This window comes from Streptomyces avermitilis MA-4680 = NBRC 14893, from assembly GCF_000009765.2.
GTDB lineage: Bacteria > Actinomycetota > Actinomycetes > Streptomycetales > Streptomycetaceae > Streptomyces > Streptomyces avermitilis.
In genome coordinates, this window is record NC_003155.5 from 1,879,343 (window position 1) to 1,895,815 (window position 16,473).

The window sequence follows — 16,473 nt, forward strand, 5'->3', positions numbered from 1 at the left end:
TGAGTCATCCGACCGCCCTCGTCCCCGCGGTCACCGGGCCGGGGGCATCGGACAGGTCGTGGTGGATCGGGGTCGGTGAGCCGGTCAGTGGTACGCCCGTCCCGCCCCGTCGGGCCGCGACGATCTCTGCCGCGATGGACAGGGCGGTCTCCTCGGGCGTACGGGCGCCGAGGTCGAGGCCGATCGGTGAGCGCAGCCGGGACAGTTCACGTGGGGTGAGGCCGGCCTCGCGGAGTCTGCGGTCGCGGTCCTCGTGGGTCCGGCGCGAGCCCATCGCGCCGACGAACGCGACCGGCAGCCGCAGGGCCTCCACGAGCAGCGGCACGTCGAACTTGGCGTCATGGGTGAGCACGCACAGCACCGTGCGCTCGTCGGTCGGCGTGTCCCGGAGGTAGCGGTGCGGCCAGTCGACCACGAGGTCGTCCGCCTCGGGGAAGCGGACCCGGGTGGCGAAGACGGGACGGGCATCGCACACGGTCACGTGATAGCCGAGGAACTTGCCGGTGCGCACCAGCGCGGCGGCGAAGTCGACGGCCCCGAAGACGATCATCCGGGGCGGCGGCACGCTCGACTCGACGAACAGCGTCAGTCCGCCCGGGCAGCGCGCTCCGCTCTCCGAGACCTCGACCGTGCCGGTGCGGCCCGTGTCCAGCATCGCGCGGGCCTCGGCCACCGCCGTCCGGTCCAGCCGGGGATGCCCGTCGAGACCTCCTTCGTACGATCCGTCCGGGTGGACCAGCAGGGCCCGGCCGAGCAGTTCGGCGGGCCCCCGGGACACGCGGACGACCGCCGCGGCCTCCCCCCGGGCGGCGGCCGAGAGGGCCGCCGCGAACACGGTCCGGCCAGGTGCGTCCACGCCGACCGGCGTGACCAGGACCTCGATGACCCCGCCGCAGGTGAGCCCCACCGCGAAGGCGTCGTCGTCGCTGTAGCCGAACCGCTCCAGGACGGTGGTGCCGTCCTGGAGCGCCTGGACGCAACTGTCGTACACCGCTGCTTCCACACAGCCGCCGGAGACGGAGCCGATGACCGTGCCGTCGGAGTCGACGGCGAGGGCGGCGCCCGGCGGGCGGGGCGCGCTGCCGCCGACGGCCACGACCGTGGCCACGGCGAAGCCGCGCCCCTCCCCGACCCAGCGGTTCAGCTCCTCGGCGATGTCAAGCACTCCTGGATCCCTCCGCCGCCAGCAGGACACGGTCGGGCCTGATCGGGAGCTGCCGGTGGCGTACGCCGGTCGCGTGCCAGACCGCGTTGGCGATCGCCGCCGCGCCACCGACCACGCCGATCTCGCCGATGCCCTTGATCCCGACCGGGTCGTCCGGGTCGGGGTCCTCCACCCAGTCCGCCTCGAGCAGAGGGACGTCGGCGTTCGCGGCGAAGTGGTAGCCCGCGAAGTCGGCGCCGACGAGGCCGCCCGAGGAATGGTCCCTGACGGCCTCCTCGTGCAGCGCCATGGACAGACCCCAGACCATGCCGCCGAGGAACTGGCTGCGCGCGGTGAGCGGGTTGACGATCCGGCCCGCGGCGAAGATGCCGAGCATCCGCCGTACGCGTACCTCGCCGGTGGTGGTGTCGACCGCGACCTCGGCGAACTGCGCTCCGAAGGAGTGCCGTTCCTTCTTCGCGAGGCCGCCGACGGCCTCGGTGGTGTCCGACCGTGCGGTGATCCCCTCCGGCGGAATGCCGCCGCCCAGGGCCAGCCGCTCCCGCAGCTCGCCCGCCGCGGCCGTCACCGCCCAGGCCCAGGAGCGGGTGCCCATCGAGCCGCCGGCGAACATCGCCGGACCGAGGTCGCTGTCCCCGATGTGCACGCGGACGCGTCCCGGCTCGGCGGCCAGCGCCTCCGCGGCGATCAGGGTCAGCGCGGTCCGTGCTCCGGTCCCGATGTCCGCCGCGTTGATCCGCACGGTGAAGGTGCCGTCCGCCTCCGCGGTCACCGCCGCCGTGGACGGGCCGACCCCCGAGGGGTACGTGGCGGCCGCCGTACCGGTCCCGAGCAGCCAGCGCCCCTCGCGGCGCACGCCGGGACGCGGATCGCGGTCCGCCCAGCCGAACCTGCGGGCGCCCTCCTCGAAGCAGGCGAGCACATTGCGGCTGCTGAACGGCAGCCCGGACACAGGGCCCGCCCCGGGTTCGTTGCGCGCGCGCAGGGCGATCGGGTCCAGGCCGCACTTCTCCGCGAGTTCGTCGAGCGCCGACTCCAGCGCGAACGAGCCCGGCGCCTCGCCCGGCGCACGCATCCAGGTCGGGGTCGGCACGTCGAGCCGTACGAGGCGATGAGTGGTGCGGTGCGCGTCGGCGTCGTACAGCACACGGCCGAGGACGGCGCTCGACTCGACGAACTCGTGCACGGTCGACGTGAGGCTCTGCGCCTGGTGGTCGAAGGCCCGCAGCCGCCCGTCGGGGTCGGCACCGAGCCTGATCCGCTGCGCCGTGGGGCTGCGGTAGCCGACCAGCGAGAACATCTGCCGACGGGTCAGTACGACTCTGACGGGGCGGTGCAGAACCGTTGCGGCCATGACGGCGGCCACCTGGTGCGGGCGCACCCCCTTGGACCCGAAGCCGCCGCCCACGTGCTCCGACCGCACCCGCACCGAGGCCGGGTCGAGGGAGAACAGCTGGGCCAGCTCGCCGGCCACCCACACGGTGCTCTGGTTGGAGTCGACGACGTCGAGCCGGCCGCTGTCCCAGCGGGCCGTCGCCGCGTGCGGCTCCAGCGGGCAGTGGTACGCCTCCGGGAGTGGCGTACTCCGCGTCCACGACGACGTCGGACGCCGCCAGTTCGGCCTCCACGTCGCCCTTCACCGCCTCCGCCTGCACGAGCGGGCTGTCCTGCGGCGTGTACAGACCGGGATGCCCGGCGAAGAACTCGACGTCGTGCGGCTCCTCGTCGTAGCGGACGACCAGTGCCTCGGCCGCTTCCCTGGCCTGCTCCGAAGTCTCGGCCACGACGAGCGCCACCGGCCAGCCGACGTACGGCACCCGGTCGTCCTGGAAGATCCCCAGGGCCGGGTCGGGACGCCCCACGATGCCGATGTAGTCGGTGGTGACGCGCGGCGCGTTGGCGTGGTGCAGGACGGCGAGGACACCCGGCATCGCGAGGACGGGGTCGGACTCGACCGTGCGGACACGGCCACGGGCGACGGTGGACAACACCAGCCAGCCGTGGGCCAGTTCGTCGTACGGAATCTCTCCGGCGTAGCGTGCCGCTCCGGTGACCTTGTCGCGGCCCTCGACGCGGGTGTGCGCGGTTCCGACGGCACCCGTCGCCCGGGCGGCGCCCTGGGTGGTCGTGGTCATCGGGCGGCCTCCTCGGTGAGTTCGGTCAACACGGCCACGACGAGGTTGCGCAGCAGCGGCACCTTGTATCCGTTGTGCGGCAGGACCTCGGCGGCGCCCAGTTCGGCGTCCGCGGCGGCGGCGAACGCCTCGGCGCTCGCCGGGCGCCCGGTCAGCGCCCGCTCGGCCGTCCGGGCCCGCCACGGCCGGGACGCGACCGCGCCGAAGGCGAGGCGCACCTCGCGTACGACGCCGTCCTGGACGTCGAGGGCGGCGGCGAGCGAGCCGATCGCGAACGCGTACGACGCCCGTTCGCGCACCTTCCGATAGCGCGAGACGGCGGCGACCGGGCTCGGCGGGAGGGTGACGCCGGTGATCAGCGCACCCGGCGGCAGGGCGGTCTCCCGGTGCGGGGTGTCACCGACGGGCAGATAGAAGTCCGCGAGTGCCAACTCCCCTTCTCCGTCCGCGGTTTCGTACGAGACGACCGCGTCGAAGGCGGCGAGCGCCACCGCCATGTCCGAGGGATGGGTGGCCACGCAGTGGGCGGAGGCGCCGAGGATCGCGTGGTTGTGGTGCTCGCCCTCGACGGCGGGGCAACCGCTGCCGGGGAGACGCTTGTTGCAGGGTTGGGCGAGGTCGGTGAAGTAGCCGCAGCGGGTGCGCTGGAGCAGGTTCCCGCCGACGGTGGCCATGTTGCGCAGCTGGCCCGAGGCGCCGGCCAGGACGGCCTGCGCCAACGCCGGGTAGCGACGCCGCACGTCGGGGTGGACGGCAAGATCGCTGTTGGTGACGGTGGCGCCGATGCGCAGTCCGCCTTCCGGGGTCGGCTCGACGAGGTCCAGGGGAAGCTCACGTACGTCGACGAGACGGCCGGGCCGCTCCACGCCGGACTTCATCAGGTCGACGAGATTGGTGCCGCCGCCGAGGAAGCGCGCGTCGGGATCGGCGCCGAGCAACGCGACCGCGCCCGGGACGTCGAACGCCCGCTGATAGTCGAACTCCCTCATGCCGCGGCCCCTTTGACCTCGGCCGCCTGAGCGTCGGCCGCGTGCGCCTCGGCCGCCCGCGCGACCGCCTGGACTATGGACACATAGGCACCGCAGCGGCAGAGGTTGCCGCTCATCCGTTCGCGGATCTCGTCGGCGGTGAGCGGTGGCGCTCCCGCTTCGGGACGTACGTCGGCGGTCACGGCGCTCGGCCAGCCCGCCGCGTGCTCCTCGATCACCGCGATGGCCGAACAGATCTGGCCCGGGGTGCAGTATCCGCACTGGTAGCCGTCGAGGTCGAGGAACGCCTGCTGCACCGGGTGGAGTTGCTCACCGTCCGCCACGCCTTCGATGGTGGTGATGACGCGCCCCTCGGCGGCCACCGCCAACTGCAGGCAGGAGACGGCCCGGCGTCCGTCGAGGAGCACCGTGCAGGCACCGCACTGGCCCTGGTCACAGCCCTTCTTGGTACCCGTCAGATCGAGCCGCTCGCGCAGCGCGTCGAGCAGGGTGGTGCGATGGTCGACGGGCAGCGTGTGTTTCTCCCCGTTGATGTTGAGGGTGATGGCGCTGGACGTCGATGGGGCCATGGTCAGCCTTCTTTCGCGTTCGTGGTGCGCGTCGAAGTCGAACGGGAGCCTCAGGGGAGCCGAAGGGGCGGTCCCTCAATTGGAGAGGTACGAGAGAATGCCGGTGGGCGATCGGTTCCGGCCATCCCCACGGGCCCTGTTTGCCGCTATGGTGGCGCTAAGCGGACAGCTGTCCGTTACATGGAAAACCTAACGGACAGCTGTCCGCTTAGCAAGGGCGGCCCGGCCGCGACTTCCGGAGGGAGTCTCGCCGTGATGCCGGAAGGAGGACGGGTGCAGCAGAAGAAGGAAGCACCGCTGCGCTCGGACGCGCAACGGAATCGCGAGCGCATCCTGGAAGTCGCCCTGGCGGAGCTGACGTGCTCGGCGGACGCCCCGCTCAGCGCGATCGCGAAGAAGGCGGGCGTCGGGCAGGGGACGTTCTACCGCAACTTCCCCAACCGCGAGGCCCTCGTCCTGGAGATCTACCGCTACGAGATGCAGCAGGTCGCCGACACCGCGGCCCAGTTGTTGCGGACCCGCGCACCGGACGAGGCCCTGCGGGAGTGGATGGACCGGCTCGCCCAGTTCGCCATGGCCAAGGCAGGCATGGCCGAGGCGATTCGCAAGGCGACCAGCGCGCCGGGCAGCCCGGCCAAACCGGGGCACGAACCGGTGACCGCGGCCGCCGCGCTCCTGCTGGACGCGAACGAATCGGCCGGCACGATCCGCCCCGGGGTGACCCCCGACGACTTCATCCTCGCCATCGCCGGCCTCTGGCAGATCGACCCGCACGGCGACTGGCAGCCACGCGCCGCCCGCCTTCTGGACCTGGTCATGGACGGCCTGCGCACCGGGGCACGCGGGCGCTGAGCGTCACGCCCCCGCGGCCCCGGGCCCGGCCCGGCCCGCAGACGATCCATGCGGCCGCGCCGACCGCCGTCGTCAGGGGGTCCGTGTCTCGTCGAAGCTGGCGTAGTAGACCGCGGCCATGTCTTCGTCGGCGTGGCCCTGGGCGGCGGCGCGGTGGAGGCGTTCGGCGGAGGCCTCGGCTCCGTCGAGGCGGACGCCGTGCTCCTGTCCGGCCTGGACGATCAGGCGGGCGTCCTTTTCGGCCGTGCTCACGGCGAAGCTGGCCGGGGTGAGACCGTTGTTGAGGACGAGGTCGGCCTTGGCGTGCAGATAGCCCATGTCGAGGGGGCCGCCGGCGATGGCGTCGAAGAAGTTCTGCGGGTCCACGCCGAGGGCCTTGGCCAGGGCGAGGACCTCTCCGGTGGCGTTGGTGGCGGCGATGACCCAACTGTTGGCCACGAGCTTGAGGCGGGTGGCACTGCCGGCCGCGCCGTCCTCGCCGGTCCACAGCGTGCGGGAGCCGACGGCGTCGAACACGGGCGTCACGGTCTCCCGGCTCTCCGTGGGGCCGGCGGCGAGGACGACGAGCTGTCCGGCTTCGGCGGGCTGGCGGGTGCCGAGGACGGGGGCGTCGAAGAAGGCCAGCCGGTGCTCGCGGGCGAAGTCGGCGAGGCCGGTGAGGGCGTCGAGGCCGGCGGTGGTCGACTGGATCCAGGCGGTCCCGGGGCGCAGGGCGGGGGCGGCCTGGCGCATGACGCCCAGGACGGCGTCACCGTCGTGCAGCATGGTGAGGACGACGTCGGCGCCCTCCACGGCCTCGGCCGGGGTGTCGGCGATGTGCGCACCGTCGGCGGCCAGCGGCTCGGCCTTGGCGCGGGTGCGGTTCCAGGCCCGGACGGTGTGTCCGGCCCGGGCGAGGTTGCGGGCCATCGCCGCTCCCATGATTCCGGTGCCGAGGACGCTCACGGTGAGGGTGTCGGTCATGACGTCAGCCTTCTGTGCTGGGGGTCTGCGGGGCCGGCGCGTCTCAGGATGCCCGGGCGCACCGGCTCCCAGGAGTGTGCCCCTCACAAGCGCGCTTTCCCGGCCACGGCACGGACGGGGTCGTCACAACACCGCGACGCCGGGCCCACGCTGACTGAGGGACGTGGGTTCGGCGTCGCGGTTGATGGTGGGTTACTTGTTGTGGCCGGGGACCGGGCTACTTCTTGTAGCCGGTGACCTTGGCGATCCAGGTGATGAAGTCGGCGGCGTCGGTGTTGGCGCCGTGGCCCTGGTCCCAGTAGTAGAGCGTGTCGACGTCGTCGCCGAGCTGTTCCAGGCTCGCGGCGAGGTTGCCGACGACGGACAGGGAGGTGTCGCTGTCCTTGGTGCCGACCCGGATCCACCAGTGCTTGGACCGGTGGGGGTTCTGCTCCTTGACGAGGTGGTACATCGGGTTCATCAGATCGAGCTTGGTGGGAAGGTCGCTGTCCAGCCGGGCGCTGCCGCCCTTCTCGTGCCGCAGGCTGTACAGGGTGAAGTGGCGGGCCTGGGTGGTTCCGGTGCCGAACTCGTTGTTCTCGCCCGCGGACAGGTCGAACGCGTCGAACGCGGGCGTGTCCTTCTTCCGCGCTCCCACATGGGTCAGGAAGTCGGCCCAGGTGAAGGTCGCGACGGTCCCGTCCCAGGTGATGAACGTGTTCGCCGCCAGATACGTCGACCGCTCCGTCTCCGACAGGCCCTTGAGGTAAGTGGTGGCGGACGGCTGAAGGTAGGTGCGCAGCAGGTAGTCGTCCAGATTGCGTGCGGTCAGCGCGCCGAAGCCCTTGGCGCGCAGCCTGAGGGAGGCCTGGTAGTCGGCGAAGGCGGTGCTCAGTTCCTTGGAGACGCTCTGGTCGACGAGTGTGCCGGTGCTCAGCTTGTTGGCACCCCAGTTCCACTCGTAGGCCATGTCGGCGTGCTCCAGATCCGTGATCGGGCACCAGTCGCCGCTGGCGAAGATCGCGTCGCTGGCCTCGGCCGCCCCGAGATCCTTCAGGTAGCTGTCGTAGAGGGGGCTGTCGCCGGACGCGCCCAGCAGCGCCGAGAGCGCGCCGCCCGCGCTGGTGCCGGAGGAGACGATCCGGGCCGTGTTGCCGGGGATGCGGCCCTTGTTGAAGCGGACGTAGCGCACCGCGGCCTTCAGGTCCACGATCGCGGCCGGTGCCGTCCCGTAGTACGTGCCACTGGAATCCGTCAGTGTCCGCCCGCGCGCACCCGGCTCGACGACCACATAGCCGGCCGCCAGGGCCAGCTTGCCGTTGTTGACCATCTCACCGCCGGCATTCACCTGCCCGTTGCCGCCGGACTGCACCTCGCCCGCACCCGTACCGGCCGACGCCGAGGCGCTGGGCGACGCGCTCGCGCCGCCGCCGGGCATGCCGGTCATCGCGGCGCCGCCCACCCCGGTCGCGTCCGCCACCGACGACGGCATGTAGCCGCCCACCGAGTTCGCGAACAGGATCGGCGCGTTCGTCGCATCCACCGCCGTCCCGTCGATCTCGACCGGAACACTCACATTCAGGCTCTGGTACTTCTCGTCCACCGGCTTGGCGACATAGGTGATCGCCTTGTAGAAGTGATACTTGACCTCCTTGTCACCCCCGTCCGTGGTGATGGTCGTCGTCAAAACCGTGAAAGCGTCCTTGTCGAAAACCAACGCGTCCGAAGAATCCGAGGACTTGGAACCGGACGTACCCGACGCCTGCGCGCTCAAGGCGAATCCGCCGGCCGCCACGACGCCGGCTGCCGCGCCGACTCCCATGACGACGGTCCTGCGCTTCATTGCCCTGTGCTTCATTGATCTCTCCCATTCACGGCCGCGCTCTGTGCTGATCTTGCGCTTGCGAACGTAAAAGACCCGACGCGATATTGTCAACAATCCTGTCGACGTTATCGCGGACGCATATGTAATTCATCGCGAACACACAGCATTTCCATGGCTGCGCCATTCCCTCAGCGGACGGAGGGAATATGACGGCCTCTTGTCAGCGGGAGCGCGGGGAAGTCCCGGGCCGTGGCGGTCGGTCAGGTGTATTGACCCGCATTCCGAGAAGGAACCGCGTCACACGCGTGCGCCGCACCAGGAGCTCGTAGACCGACAGGGTGACAGCCAGGGAGATGATCACGATCACCGCGTATTCGACGGGGATCGGGGCGTTCCAGCCCACGACGAAGTACGCGACGGCCACGACGACGGGCTGGTGCAGTACGTAGACCGGCAGCACGGCGGCGCCCAGGTAGGCGTACACGCGGTGGCGCCCGGAAGAGAGCGGGTCGGGAGTCCGGCCGACGGCCCGCGCCGCGCGGCGCCGGTCGAGGTGGCCGAGGATGGCGACGACCAGGCACCAGCCGGCCGCCCCGAAGAACGCGCGGGTCGCCATGCCCAGGGCGGTCATCTCGGTGAAGGGCTCGTCCGCGACGGCGAAGCCGGGGCCGGACAGGGCGAACAGGACACCCCCCAGCCGGCCGGCCGGCACCGCGGCCCGGCGCATGGCGGTGCGGACGCGGTCATCGGCGGCGAGGGCGCAGCCCGCGGCGAAGAACACCAGATAGGCCCAGCGATGCCAGCCGGCGTAGTCCTCCTCCAGGCCGGCGAAGGCGCAGAGCAGGGCGAGCGGAAGCGCCGGCAGAAGGATCGCCCCGCGGACGCGGAAGGTGGCCTGCGCCAGCCGGTCGGTGACGGGTCGGAGGCGATCCGCCGCGAGCACGCGGAACAGGAACGCCAGCATCAGGGAGAAGGCGAGCAGCAGCACCACGAACCAGAGGTGGCCGGTCTCGAAGTGCTCGCCCTGCAAGAGGAAGGGGAACTCGGCGAGTTCGACATGCACGTCGTAGAAGTGAGGGAGGAAGGCGAGGTAGGACTCGTCGTAGCCGGGGTCCGCGGAGCGCAGGCGCAGCCACTGCGGCAGGGGGTTCAGGACGAGGGTGGCGAAGACCAGCGGCACGCCCAGGCGCAACAGGCGTTCCTTGACGAAGCCCGCCGCGCCGCGGCGGCGCAGCGAGTACCACGAGCCCAGGCCGGAGATCAGGAACAGCACCGGCATCGCCCAGACGACCGCGAAGCCGGCCAGGATCATGATGACTTGCGTGGTCTCGGAGTTCTTGACGTAGTAGTCGTCGTCCGTCGCGAAGACGAGGGCCGAGTGGAAGAAGATCAGCCCGAACACCACGAGCATCCGGATGGCGTCGAGCTCCGGACGCCGCTCCGGCAGCGCCTGCCCTACCTGTTCGATGCGGGTCGCCATGACCGGTGCCCCTCCCCCGACTGCCGCCTGCACCACCAGTGTTGGGGGGCGAGCGCGCCGGGCACCACCCCCCGGCGTGTCCGGCGCGTCAGCCGCGTGCCACCCAGGACACCGACCGCGGACCTCGGGTGGCGCGTGCGAACGCGGCGACGTGTGGGGGACGAGGAATCAAGCGGAAGCATCCGCGAGAGGGAGGGCGTCGGAGGACGGTCAACCGGTGAGGATGGCGATGCCGTCCCCGAGCAGCTTCAGCCCGATCACGAAACACAGCACCGCCATCACGGGGATGTTGTGCTGTGCGGCCCAGTTCTTCCAGCCGTCGAGCGTGTTCCGTGCTCGCTCTCCCGCGATCAGGAAGACCGCCAGCGGCGCCAGGATCCCCAGAGACGCGATGACCACGAACACCGCCAGCGCCCCGATCTGCTGCCCCAACGGAATCCCGGACGAGCTGATCGAGGCGCTCGCGGCGATGGTGAACGTGGCGTTCTTGATGTTGGCCGCCGACAGCAGCAGCGCGAGCCCGAAGATCTTGACTGGGGTGAAGCTGTCGATCGCGGCCATCCACTTCGGCAGTCGCGCCTGGGAGACGTCCCTGGGGCGCCGGTGCCACAGCCGGACACCGAACAGCGCGAGCAGCACTCCCAGGCCCAGCTTGAGCCCCCCCCCGACCCAGGTGGCCGGCTGCCCGTGGCCGGAAGCTCCTTCCGACCCGCCGACATCGCCGAGCACCTTCCCCATGTACCTGCCTCCGGACGGCGATAGGCGGCCGAGGCGAACAGGCATGCAGCCGGCGACCGCCGGAACGCCCACTGCAACGTGCCCCCACGGACATCATCGACGGCAGCCGCCCCGGCGGCGCGATGCGGGGGACGAACGGGTGATCCGACCCGACGGGTATCCGTTACTGGTGGGGGATCCCGCGCACAGGGTGCTTGCTCATGATGGAGACCCGGTTGAAAGCGTTGATGGTGACCGCCACCCAGATCACCGCGGAGATCTCGTCGTCGGTGAGAACCTGGCGGGCGGCGTCGTAGGCGTGCTCCTGCGCGGTGGCGTCCGCGGGGTCGGTGGTCACCTCCGCCAGGGCGAGGGCCGCGCGTTCCCGTGATGTGAACAGTTCGGTGTCGCGCCACGCCGCCAGCACACCGAGGCGCTGGGTAGTCTCACCCACCCGCAGCGCTGCCTTCGTGTGCAGGCTGAGGCAGTACGCACAGCCGTTGATCTGCGACACGCGGAGATTGATCAGCTCCACGAGCACACGGTCCAGCCCCGCGTCGGCGGCGACCGCGCGGACCGCCTCGGAGGTTTCGACCAACGCGTGATAGGCCTTCGGGCTCTGCTTGTCGATGAAGACCCGCGTGCCCCGCGTGCCCACGGGACCTGCTGTCGTGTCGCTCAACGTGAAACTCCTCGGTGCTGCGGCGTCGGCTTTTGGCGCGGCCGTCTCCTCGGCCACGGGAATGTTCGCACGGCCGAGGAACGCGTCACCCGCGGTCGGCGGCGCCCCCGGTCCTGTCCGCGTCCAGCCGCCCGACGTGCGCCACGTTCTCCCGGTCGTCGGCGTCCTCGCCGGCCTCGGCGGCGAACCAGGCGTCGAGGATCTCCCTGAGCAGGGGCTGGGACGTCAGCCGCAGGCTGAGCGCCAGCACGTTGGCGTCGTTCCAGCGGCGTGCGCCGTCCGCCGTGTACGCGTCCGTGCACAGAGCCGCCCGCACGCCGGGCACCTTGTTCGCGGCGATCGACGCGCCCGTGCCGGTCCAGCAGCACACGACCGCCTGGTCCGACGTCCCGGTGGCGACCTCCCGGGCCGCCGCCGCCGAGCACGCCGCCCACCGCGTGTCGTCGCCGGGGCGCAGCGCGCCGTGCGCCACGACCTCGTGGCCGCGGCCGCGCAGTTCCGCGAGCAGAGAGCGGGCCACGGGTTCGTCCATGTCCGAGGAGACGGAGATCCGCATGCCTCGGAGACTACTCAGCCGACGAGCTGGACGCCTCCCACTTGGCCGGTCACGAACCGGTCCAGCGCCGAGGTCAGCTCCGCGGGCTTCTCCACCGGCAGTTCGTGGCCGGCGTCCACGATCCGGACCACCGCGTCCGGGTAGTCCTTCGCCATCCGCAGCATCTGTGAGACGGGCAACTGGATGTCGTAGTAGCCGTGCACCAGCAGGGTGGGCATCCGGATCTCGCCGACCCGGTCGAGGACGTCGAAGGACCGCATGGCCGCGTAGTACGTCATGACCACGTCCCGCGGCGTCGCCGAGGAGGCCCGGATGTACTCCCGGACCTCCTCGCGCGGGTGACCGGGGGCGAACGCCCGCTGGATGTTGGCGGCGACGAACAGCTTGAACGGCACCAGCGTGGACGCCGCCATCAGCAGCCCCCGCCCCCGGCTGTAGGTCATCCGGCTGATCGAGTTCACCAGCACCAGGCGCTCGATCCGCTCGGGGTGGGCGAGCGCGAGGGTCTGCGCGATCATCCCGCCCATCGAGTGGCCGACGGGTATGAACCGGTCGATCTCCAGGTGGTCGAGGAGAGCGATGACGTCCCCGGCCAGCTCGTCGATCGTCCGCGCCGAACCCCCGCTCTCCCCGTGCCCGCGCAGGTCGAGCCGGACCACCCGGCGCTTGTCGGCGAAGTGCGCCATCTGGTGGTCCCAGCGGTGCCGGTCGGCCGTCCAGCCGTGGATGAACACCAGAGGCACACCGCCGTCACCGTCGTGCGGGCCCTCGTCGTCGTACGTCATTCCTGCGCCGTCGACAGCGAGCTGCGGCATGGGTCGCCTCCTGGAGTGCGGTCCGGTTACTGACGCGTACGGTAGTCGGCCGCTCCGCTGCCGTCACCGCCGTTCGCCCAGGAAGTCGAGAATGTGACCGAACACGTCGAGGGCGGCGCCCCGGCCGAGGAACGTGTCGAGGTGACCGTAGCCGGGAATCTCGGTGTACGAGACGTCCAAGTACGGCTGCCTGCGCGCGAGTACGTCGTGACAGAGCTTCTGGGAGTCGAGCCACAGCCCGTTCTCGCTGCCCGCGATCAGCAGGACCGGGGTGTCGATACGGCCGGCCGCGTCCAGCGCGTTCTGCGGCAACTCCCGGTAGCGGTGGTCGGTGTCGTGCCAGCGGACCACGCTGCGGGCCAGCTCGATCCGGCGCAGATGCGGCAGGATCCACAGCGGCGCGGGGCCTAGCAGCTCGGCGAGCCGGTCGTGGGTGGCCTCGGACAGGTGCTCGTGCACGAACAGCGAGGCGCCCGTCCCCCACGCCGAGTTGTGCAGGATCTGACAGGTCGGGTCCGGGCAGCTCGCCTTGCGGGAGGCCAGTGCGAACAGCGGCGTGTACTTCGACCAGAGGCCCACCTTGCGGAAGTCGACCGGGATGTGATCGATCCGGGTTTTCAGCAGCTCTCCGGCCACCGACATCCGCAGCGAGGTCCGGCCCGCGAGCTTCGGCGTCAGGAACACGCCCTGCGACACGACGCCCGCGAGCCCCGGCACCAGCCCCGCCGTCATGCTCAGCGACAGCGTGAGCGAGCCGATGCAGTGGGCGACCACGAACAACGGCCGGTCGCCGATGCGCCCGCGGATGTGGGAGACGGCCGCGGGGATGTCGTACAGGGCGACGTCGTCGTACGTGTACTTCTGGCCGGTCTCGTTGTACGGCAGCCGGCAACTGCCGCGCCAGTCGAGCAGCCAGGGCTCGTAGCCGTCGTCGAGGAGGGCGTCGACGAGGTTGCGGGTCTCGGGCAGCAAGAACATGTCGGCGGACGCGGTGTGTCCGTGCAGGAGCAGCACCGCGGGCCGGTCGGGCTCGCCGCTGTCGACGCGGGTCAGGCCGAGCCGGACCCCGTCCCCCGCGCGGAAGGGGATCTCCTCGACGCGCGCGGGATCGAGGCGGTGGTGGAGCGGGCGCAGGGTCGTGGTGGTCCTGACCCTGCGGAGCGCCGGCCTGGTGGTGGAGTCGGTCGTCCTGAAGATCATCGGTTGCGCTCCGTGAGGGTCGGGTTGCGGCGCAGGTCGAGCAGGTCCGCGGCGACCCGGGCGAAGGGGCCGAGCAGACCGCGGCCCACCTCAAGGCCGAACCAGGCGAGCCAGGTCAGCTTGGCGGCCCGCTTCTCCTGGCTGGTCAGGCGCGGGTCGACCTTGATGCCGTCGATCTGGTCGCGCACATAGCTGTCCGCCGGTACGACGACCTCGCCCGTCAGTCGCGCCGGTTCGCCCGCACGGCCGATCTCGACGGTCAGCGCGCGGGTCTGCCGCCACACGTCGCGGCGGGCCCGGGCGTACTTGTGGCCCTCGAGCCACCAGTGGCCGCCGTCGGTGTCACGCAACTCCAGCCGGTAGCGCAGGAGTTGATGTCGCATACCGTGCTGTTCCGGGATGCCCTCCTCGGGGCGGATCCAGACGTCACCGCGCTCCACCGTCAGCGGCTCGGGGTGCACCGCCGCGCACACCAGCTCGCCGCTGACGTCCACCCGGCGCTCCTTCACCAGCTGGTACATGCTCGCGATGGACAGGGTGAGCGCCATCGAGCAGGGGGTGTCGGCGGGGGCGCCGACCGGGCCGACGCCGCCCTCGGTCCTCTCGGAGAACCACAGGTACGGCTGGTCGTCCTTGTGCGGCAGCCGGGCGAGGCCGTCGCGGGCCAGCCGCTCGAACGTCCTGAGCTGCGCCTGGGCGTCGTAGCGGGCCGCGGGCCCGAGCCCGAGCGCCTCGACGAGCGCGGCGGTGCGGTCGTCGTGGGCCGCCGGGCCCTTCAGTGTCGCCTCGCACAGCTTGAGGGCGGTGGGGCTCCGCAACACCCTTGTCAGGAAGGCGAGTTCGGGCACCGGGTCGGCCTCCAGGCGGGCCAGGGCGTCGGTGCGCCACTCGTCCCAGTCCTGTACGCGCACGTGCATGCCGCCGAGCGCCATGTCCTGTACGACGTCGTCGAGGGTGTTGGGCACGCCGGTCAGGTTGTAGTCGTAGCCCCAGGCGTCGGGTTCGCAGATGACGCCGACCGCGACCCGGCTCACCCAGTCCACCGGGGCCGCGTTCAGGTAGCGGAACGCGGGCACGGTGCGGAAGCGGCCGAAGGCCGAGATGAGGCCGCTGCTGAGGTCCTGGGGGTTGTAGGCGCCGGTCCTGGTGTGGCCGCCGATGCCGCCCGGGCGCATCGCCGTGACCAGCAGACCGTGGTCGCGGGCTCGCCGCAGCGCGACTTCGGCGGTCCACTTCGTCTGGTCGTAGCCCGCGACGAGCCGGTCTACGCGGGCGAGCGGGTCGTCCTCGCCCATGGCGGTGATGCCGACCTCGTTGAAGACCGCGATCGAGGAGATGTGGTGCAGCGGCTTGGGCCGGCCGGTCGCCGCCAGTTCGGCCAGGGTCAGCGCGCCGAGGACGTTGCTCTGCCGCAGCGAGGGGTAGCCGCGCAGGAAGTCCACGGCCGCCGCCACGCCGACGACGCTGTCCAGCTCGTGGGCGAGGGTGTTCCACAGGTCGTCGGACAGGCCGAGGCGCGGGTGCCGGATGTCTCCGGGGAGCACGGTCACCCGGCGGCGGACCTCCGACGACCAGGGCAGCTCGTAGCCCTTCAGCGCCTGGCCCAGCCGGGCGGTGGCCGCCTCCTCGTCGGCGGCGCGGACCAGGCAGTAGACGTGGGCGTCGCTGTGCCGCAGCAGGTCGAGAAGCATGTGGCTGCCGAGGAAGCCGGTCGCGCCGGTCAGCAGGATCCGGCGCGGCGGCAGCGGCTCGGGCGCGCCGGTCCAGGGCAGGCGATCGGCGAGCGCGAGGTCGGCCAGGATCTGGTCGAGGTCCTCGCGGCGGGCGGTGGAGTAGGGGGCGTCGCCGCTCCCGGGCGGCGGGGTGGCCGCCACCGCCGGTGGGGTGCGGGGGGACGGGACGGGGAGGCCGCTCGGGGCGGGCGCCGGACGGGTGCCCGCGGCGGAGAGCGGGAGGAGGCCCGGGGTCGCGGCGACGCCGGCCGCGGTGGCACCGGCCACGGCGGCACCGGCCGCAGTGGCGCCAATCGCGGTGACGCCCGTCGCGGCGACGCCGGCCGCGGTGGGCTCCGGGGTCGCCGGAGTTGCTGAGTGGGCGGCCGGGGCGCCGCCGGCCGACAGCCACCGCCGGGCGAGGGTGCGCGGCCGGGCGTCGGCGAACACGTCGTCCAGGGCGATCTCCATGCCCAGCTCGCGTTCCAGCTCCGCGACGAGTTCCACGGCGTGCACGGACGTGCCCCCGGCGTCGAAGAAGTCACTGTCCGGCGACAGGTGCCCCCCAGGCAGATAGCGGCCCGCGGTGGCGGCGACGGCGACGGCGAGGCCGTCCACATCGAGCGACGGACCGGCCGTCGGACCGGCGCCGGGCCCCGACTCCGTACCGCTGCCGGTCGGCTGGGGCGCGGCGGCCGTCATGACCTTGGCCAGCAGGTCGCTCACGCTGAGCCCGCCGCCGCCCCGTTCGATCGACTCGCCGGTCGCCCGCTGTCCGGGGTACGCCGACGCGCCCTCGTTCACCTCACGCATGAGAACCCTTCACGGTGTGCT

General features: G+C 71.8%; 13 protein-coding genes and 1 pseudogene. 1 reads left to right on the forward strand and 13 read right to left on the reverse strand.

Annotated features, from left to right (window positions below; all coding sequences use genetic code 11):
- Positions 1-4: 4 nt before the first annotated feature.
- The 4 genes and pseudogenes from SAVERM_RS08155 to SAVERM_RS08170 form a co-directional block, all read right to left on the reverse strand.
- Entirely contained in the window at positions 5-1,165 is a 1,161-nt protein-coding gene (locus SAVERM_RS08155) for an XdhC family protein (protein WP_010982975.1), read from the reverse strand.
- Positions 1,158-3,300 (reverse strand): annotated as a pseudogene (locus SAVERM_RS08160) (xanthine dehydrogenase family protein molybdopterin-binding subunit). Before SAVERM_RS08160 ends, SAVERM_RS08155 begins: the two are co-directional and overlap by 8 nt.
- Entirely contained in the window at positions 3,297-4,289 is a 993-nt protein-coding gene (locus SAVERM_RS08165) for an FAD binding domain-containing protein (protein WP_010982978.1), read from the reverse strand. The pseudogene SAVERM_RS08160 and the gene SAVERM_RS08165 overlap by 4 nt, the downstream one beginning before the upstream one ends.
- The gene (locus SAVERM_RS08170) at positions 4,286-4,858 is read right to left on the reverse strand and encodes a 2Fe-2S iron-sulfur cluster-binding protein (protein ID WP_010982979.1); all 573 of its coding nucleotides are present in this window, start codon (positions 4,856-4,858) and stop codon (positions 4,286-4,288) included. The genes SAVERM_RS08165 and SAVERM_RS08170 overlap by 4 nt, the downstream gene beginning before the upstream one ends.
- Before the next feature lie 255 nt (positions 4,859-5,113).
- Between SAVERM_RS08170 and SAVERM_RS08175 the strand changes: the two genes are divergently transcribed.
- Positions 5,114-5,710, forward strand: a complete 597-nt coding sequence (locus tag SAVERM_RS08175; RefSeq protein WP_010982980.1) for a TetR/AcrR family transcriptional regulator — start codon at positions 5,114-5,116, stop codon at positions 5,708-5,710.
- A 72-nt stretch (positions 5,711-5,782) separates the two neighbouring features.
- Here the strand turns inward: SAVERM_RS08175 and SAVERM_RS08180 are convergent, their stop codons facing one another.
- The 9 genes from SAVERM_RS08180 to SAVERM_RS08220 form a co-directional block, all read right to left on the reverse strand.
- A complete protein-coding gene (locus tag SAVERM_RS08180) occupies positions 5,783-6,673 on the reverse strand; it encodes an NAD(P)-dependent oxidoreductase (protein WP_010982981.1) in 891 nt (296 codons plus the stop codon).
- A 217-nt stretch (positions 6,674-6,890) separates the two neighbouring features.
- Positions 6,891-8,510, reverse strand: coding sequence for a subtype B tannase (locus tag SAVERM_RS08185; protein ID WP_237528741.1), 1,620 nt, complete (start codon positions 8,508-8,510; stop codon positions 6,891-6,893).
- A 187-nt stretch (positions 8,511-8,697) separates the two neighbouring features.
- Positions 8,698-9,957 (reverse strand): acyltransferase family protein, encoded by a 1,260-nt coding sequence (locus tag SAVERM_RS08190; RefSeq protein ID WP_042492851.1) that lies wholly within the window; start codon positions 9,955-9,957, stop codon positions 8,698-8,700.
- Positions 9,958-10,167: 210 nt separating this feature from the next.
- Positions 10,168-10,695: a GAP family protein gene (locus SAVERM_RS08195; RefSeq protein WP_052082301.1), complete on the reverse strand. Its 528-nt coding sequence runs from the start codon at positions 10,693-10,695 to the stop codon at positions 10,168-10,170.
- A gap of 163 nt (positions 10,696-10,858) precedes the next feature.
- Positions 10,859-11,356, reverse strand: coding sequence for a carboxymuconolactone decarboxylase family protein (locus SAVERM_RS08200; protein ID WP_078234682.1), 498 nt, complete (start codon positions 11,354-11,356; stop codon positions 10,859-10,861).
- 85 nt (positions 11,357-11,441) lie between these two features.
- Positions 11,442-11,912 (reverse strand): RpiB/LacA/LacB family sugar-phosphate isomerase, encoded by a 471-nt coding sequence (locus tag SAVERM_RS08205; protein ID WP_010982986.1) that lies wholly within the window; start codon positions 11,910-11,912, stop codon positions 11,442-11,444.
- Positions 11,913-11,926: 14 nt separating this feature from the next.
- A complete protein-coding gene (locus SAVERM_RS08210; RefSeq protein ID WP_010982987.1) occupies positions 11,927-12,727 on the reverse strand; it encodes an alpha/beta fold hydrolase in 801 nt (266 codons plus the stop codon).
- 63 nt (positions 12,728-12,790) lie between these two features.
- Positions 12,791-13,927 (reverse strand): alpha/beta hydrolase, encoded by a 1,137-nt coding sequence (locus SAVERM_RS08215; protein WP_010982988.1) that lies wholly within the window; start codon positions 13,925-13,927, stop codon positions 12,791-12,793.
- On the reverse strand, positions 13,924-16,452 hold the full coding sequence (locus SAVERM_RS08220) for a thioester reductase domain-containing protein (protein WP_010982989.1): 2,529 nt from the start codon (positions 16,450-16,452) through the stop codon (positions 13,924-13,926). The genes SAVERM_RS08215 and SAVERM_RS08220 overlap by 4 nt, the downstream gene beginning before the upstream one ends.
- Between the last annotated feature and the right edge of the window lie 21 nt (positions 16,453-16,473).

Bases quoted from the DNA above. Each gene is read 5' to 3' on its own strand.
- SAVERM_RS08165 (WP_010982978.1), bottom strand. From the start codon at position 4,289: ATGAGGGAGTTCGACTATCAGCGGGCGTTCGACGTCCCGGGCGCGGTC.
- SAVERM_RS08170 (WP_010982979.1), bottom strand. From the start codon at position 4,858: ATGGCCCCATCGACGTCCAGCGCCATCACCCTCAACATCAACGGGGAG.
- SAVERM_RS08175 (WP_010982980.1), top strand. From the start codon at position 5,114: ATGCCGGAAGGAGGACGGGTGCAGCAGAAGAAGGAAGCACCGCTGCGC.
- SAVERM_RS08180 (WP_010982981.1), bottom strand. From the start codon at position 6,673: ATGACCGACACCCTCACCGTGAGCGTCCTCGGCACCGGAATCATGGGA.
- SAVERM_RS08185 (WP_237528741.1), bottom strand. From the start codon at position 8,510: ATGAAGCACAGGGCAATGAAGCGCAGGACCGTCGTCATGGGAGTCGGC.
- SAVERM_RS08190 (WP_042492851.1), bottom strand. From the start codon at position 9,957: ATGGCGACCCGCATCGAACAGGTAGGGCAGGCGCTGCCGGAGCGGCGT.
- SAVERM_RS08195 (WP_052082301.1), bottom strand. From the start codon at position 10,695: ATGGGGAAGGTGCTCGGCGATGTCGGCGGGTCGGAAGGAGCTTCCGGC.
- SAVERM_RS08205 (WP_010982986.1), bottom strand. From the start codon at position 11,912: ATGCGGATCTCCGTCTCCTCGGACATGGACGAACCCGTGGCCCGCTCT.
- SAVERM_RS08210 (WP_010982987.1), bottom strand. From the start codon at position 12,727: ATGCCGCAGCTCGCTGTCGACGGCGCAGGAATGACGTACGACGACGAG.
- SAVERM_RS08215 (WP_010982988.1), bottom strand. From the start codon at position 13,927: ATGATCTTCAGGACGACCGACTCCACCACCAGGCCGGCGCTCCGCAGG.
- SAVERM_RS08220 (WP_010982989.1), bottom strand. From the start codon at position 16,452: ATGCGTGAGGTGAACGAGGGCGCGTCGGCGTACCCCGGACAGCGGGCG.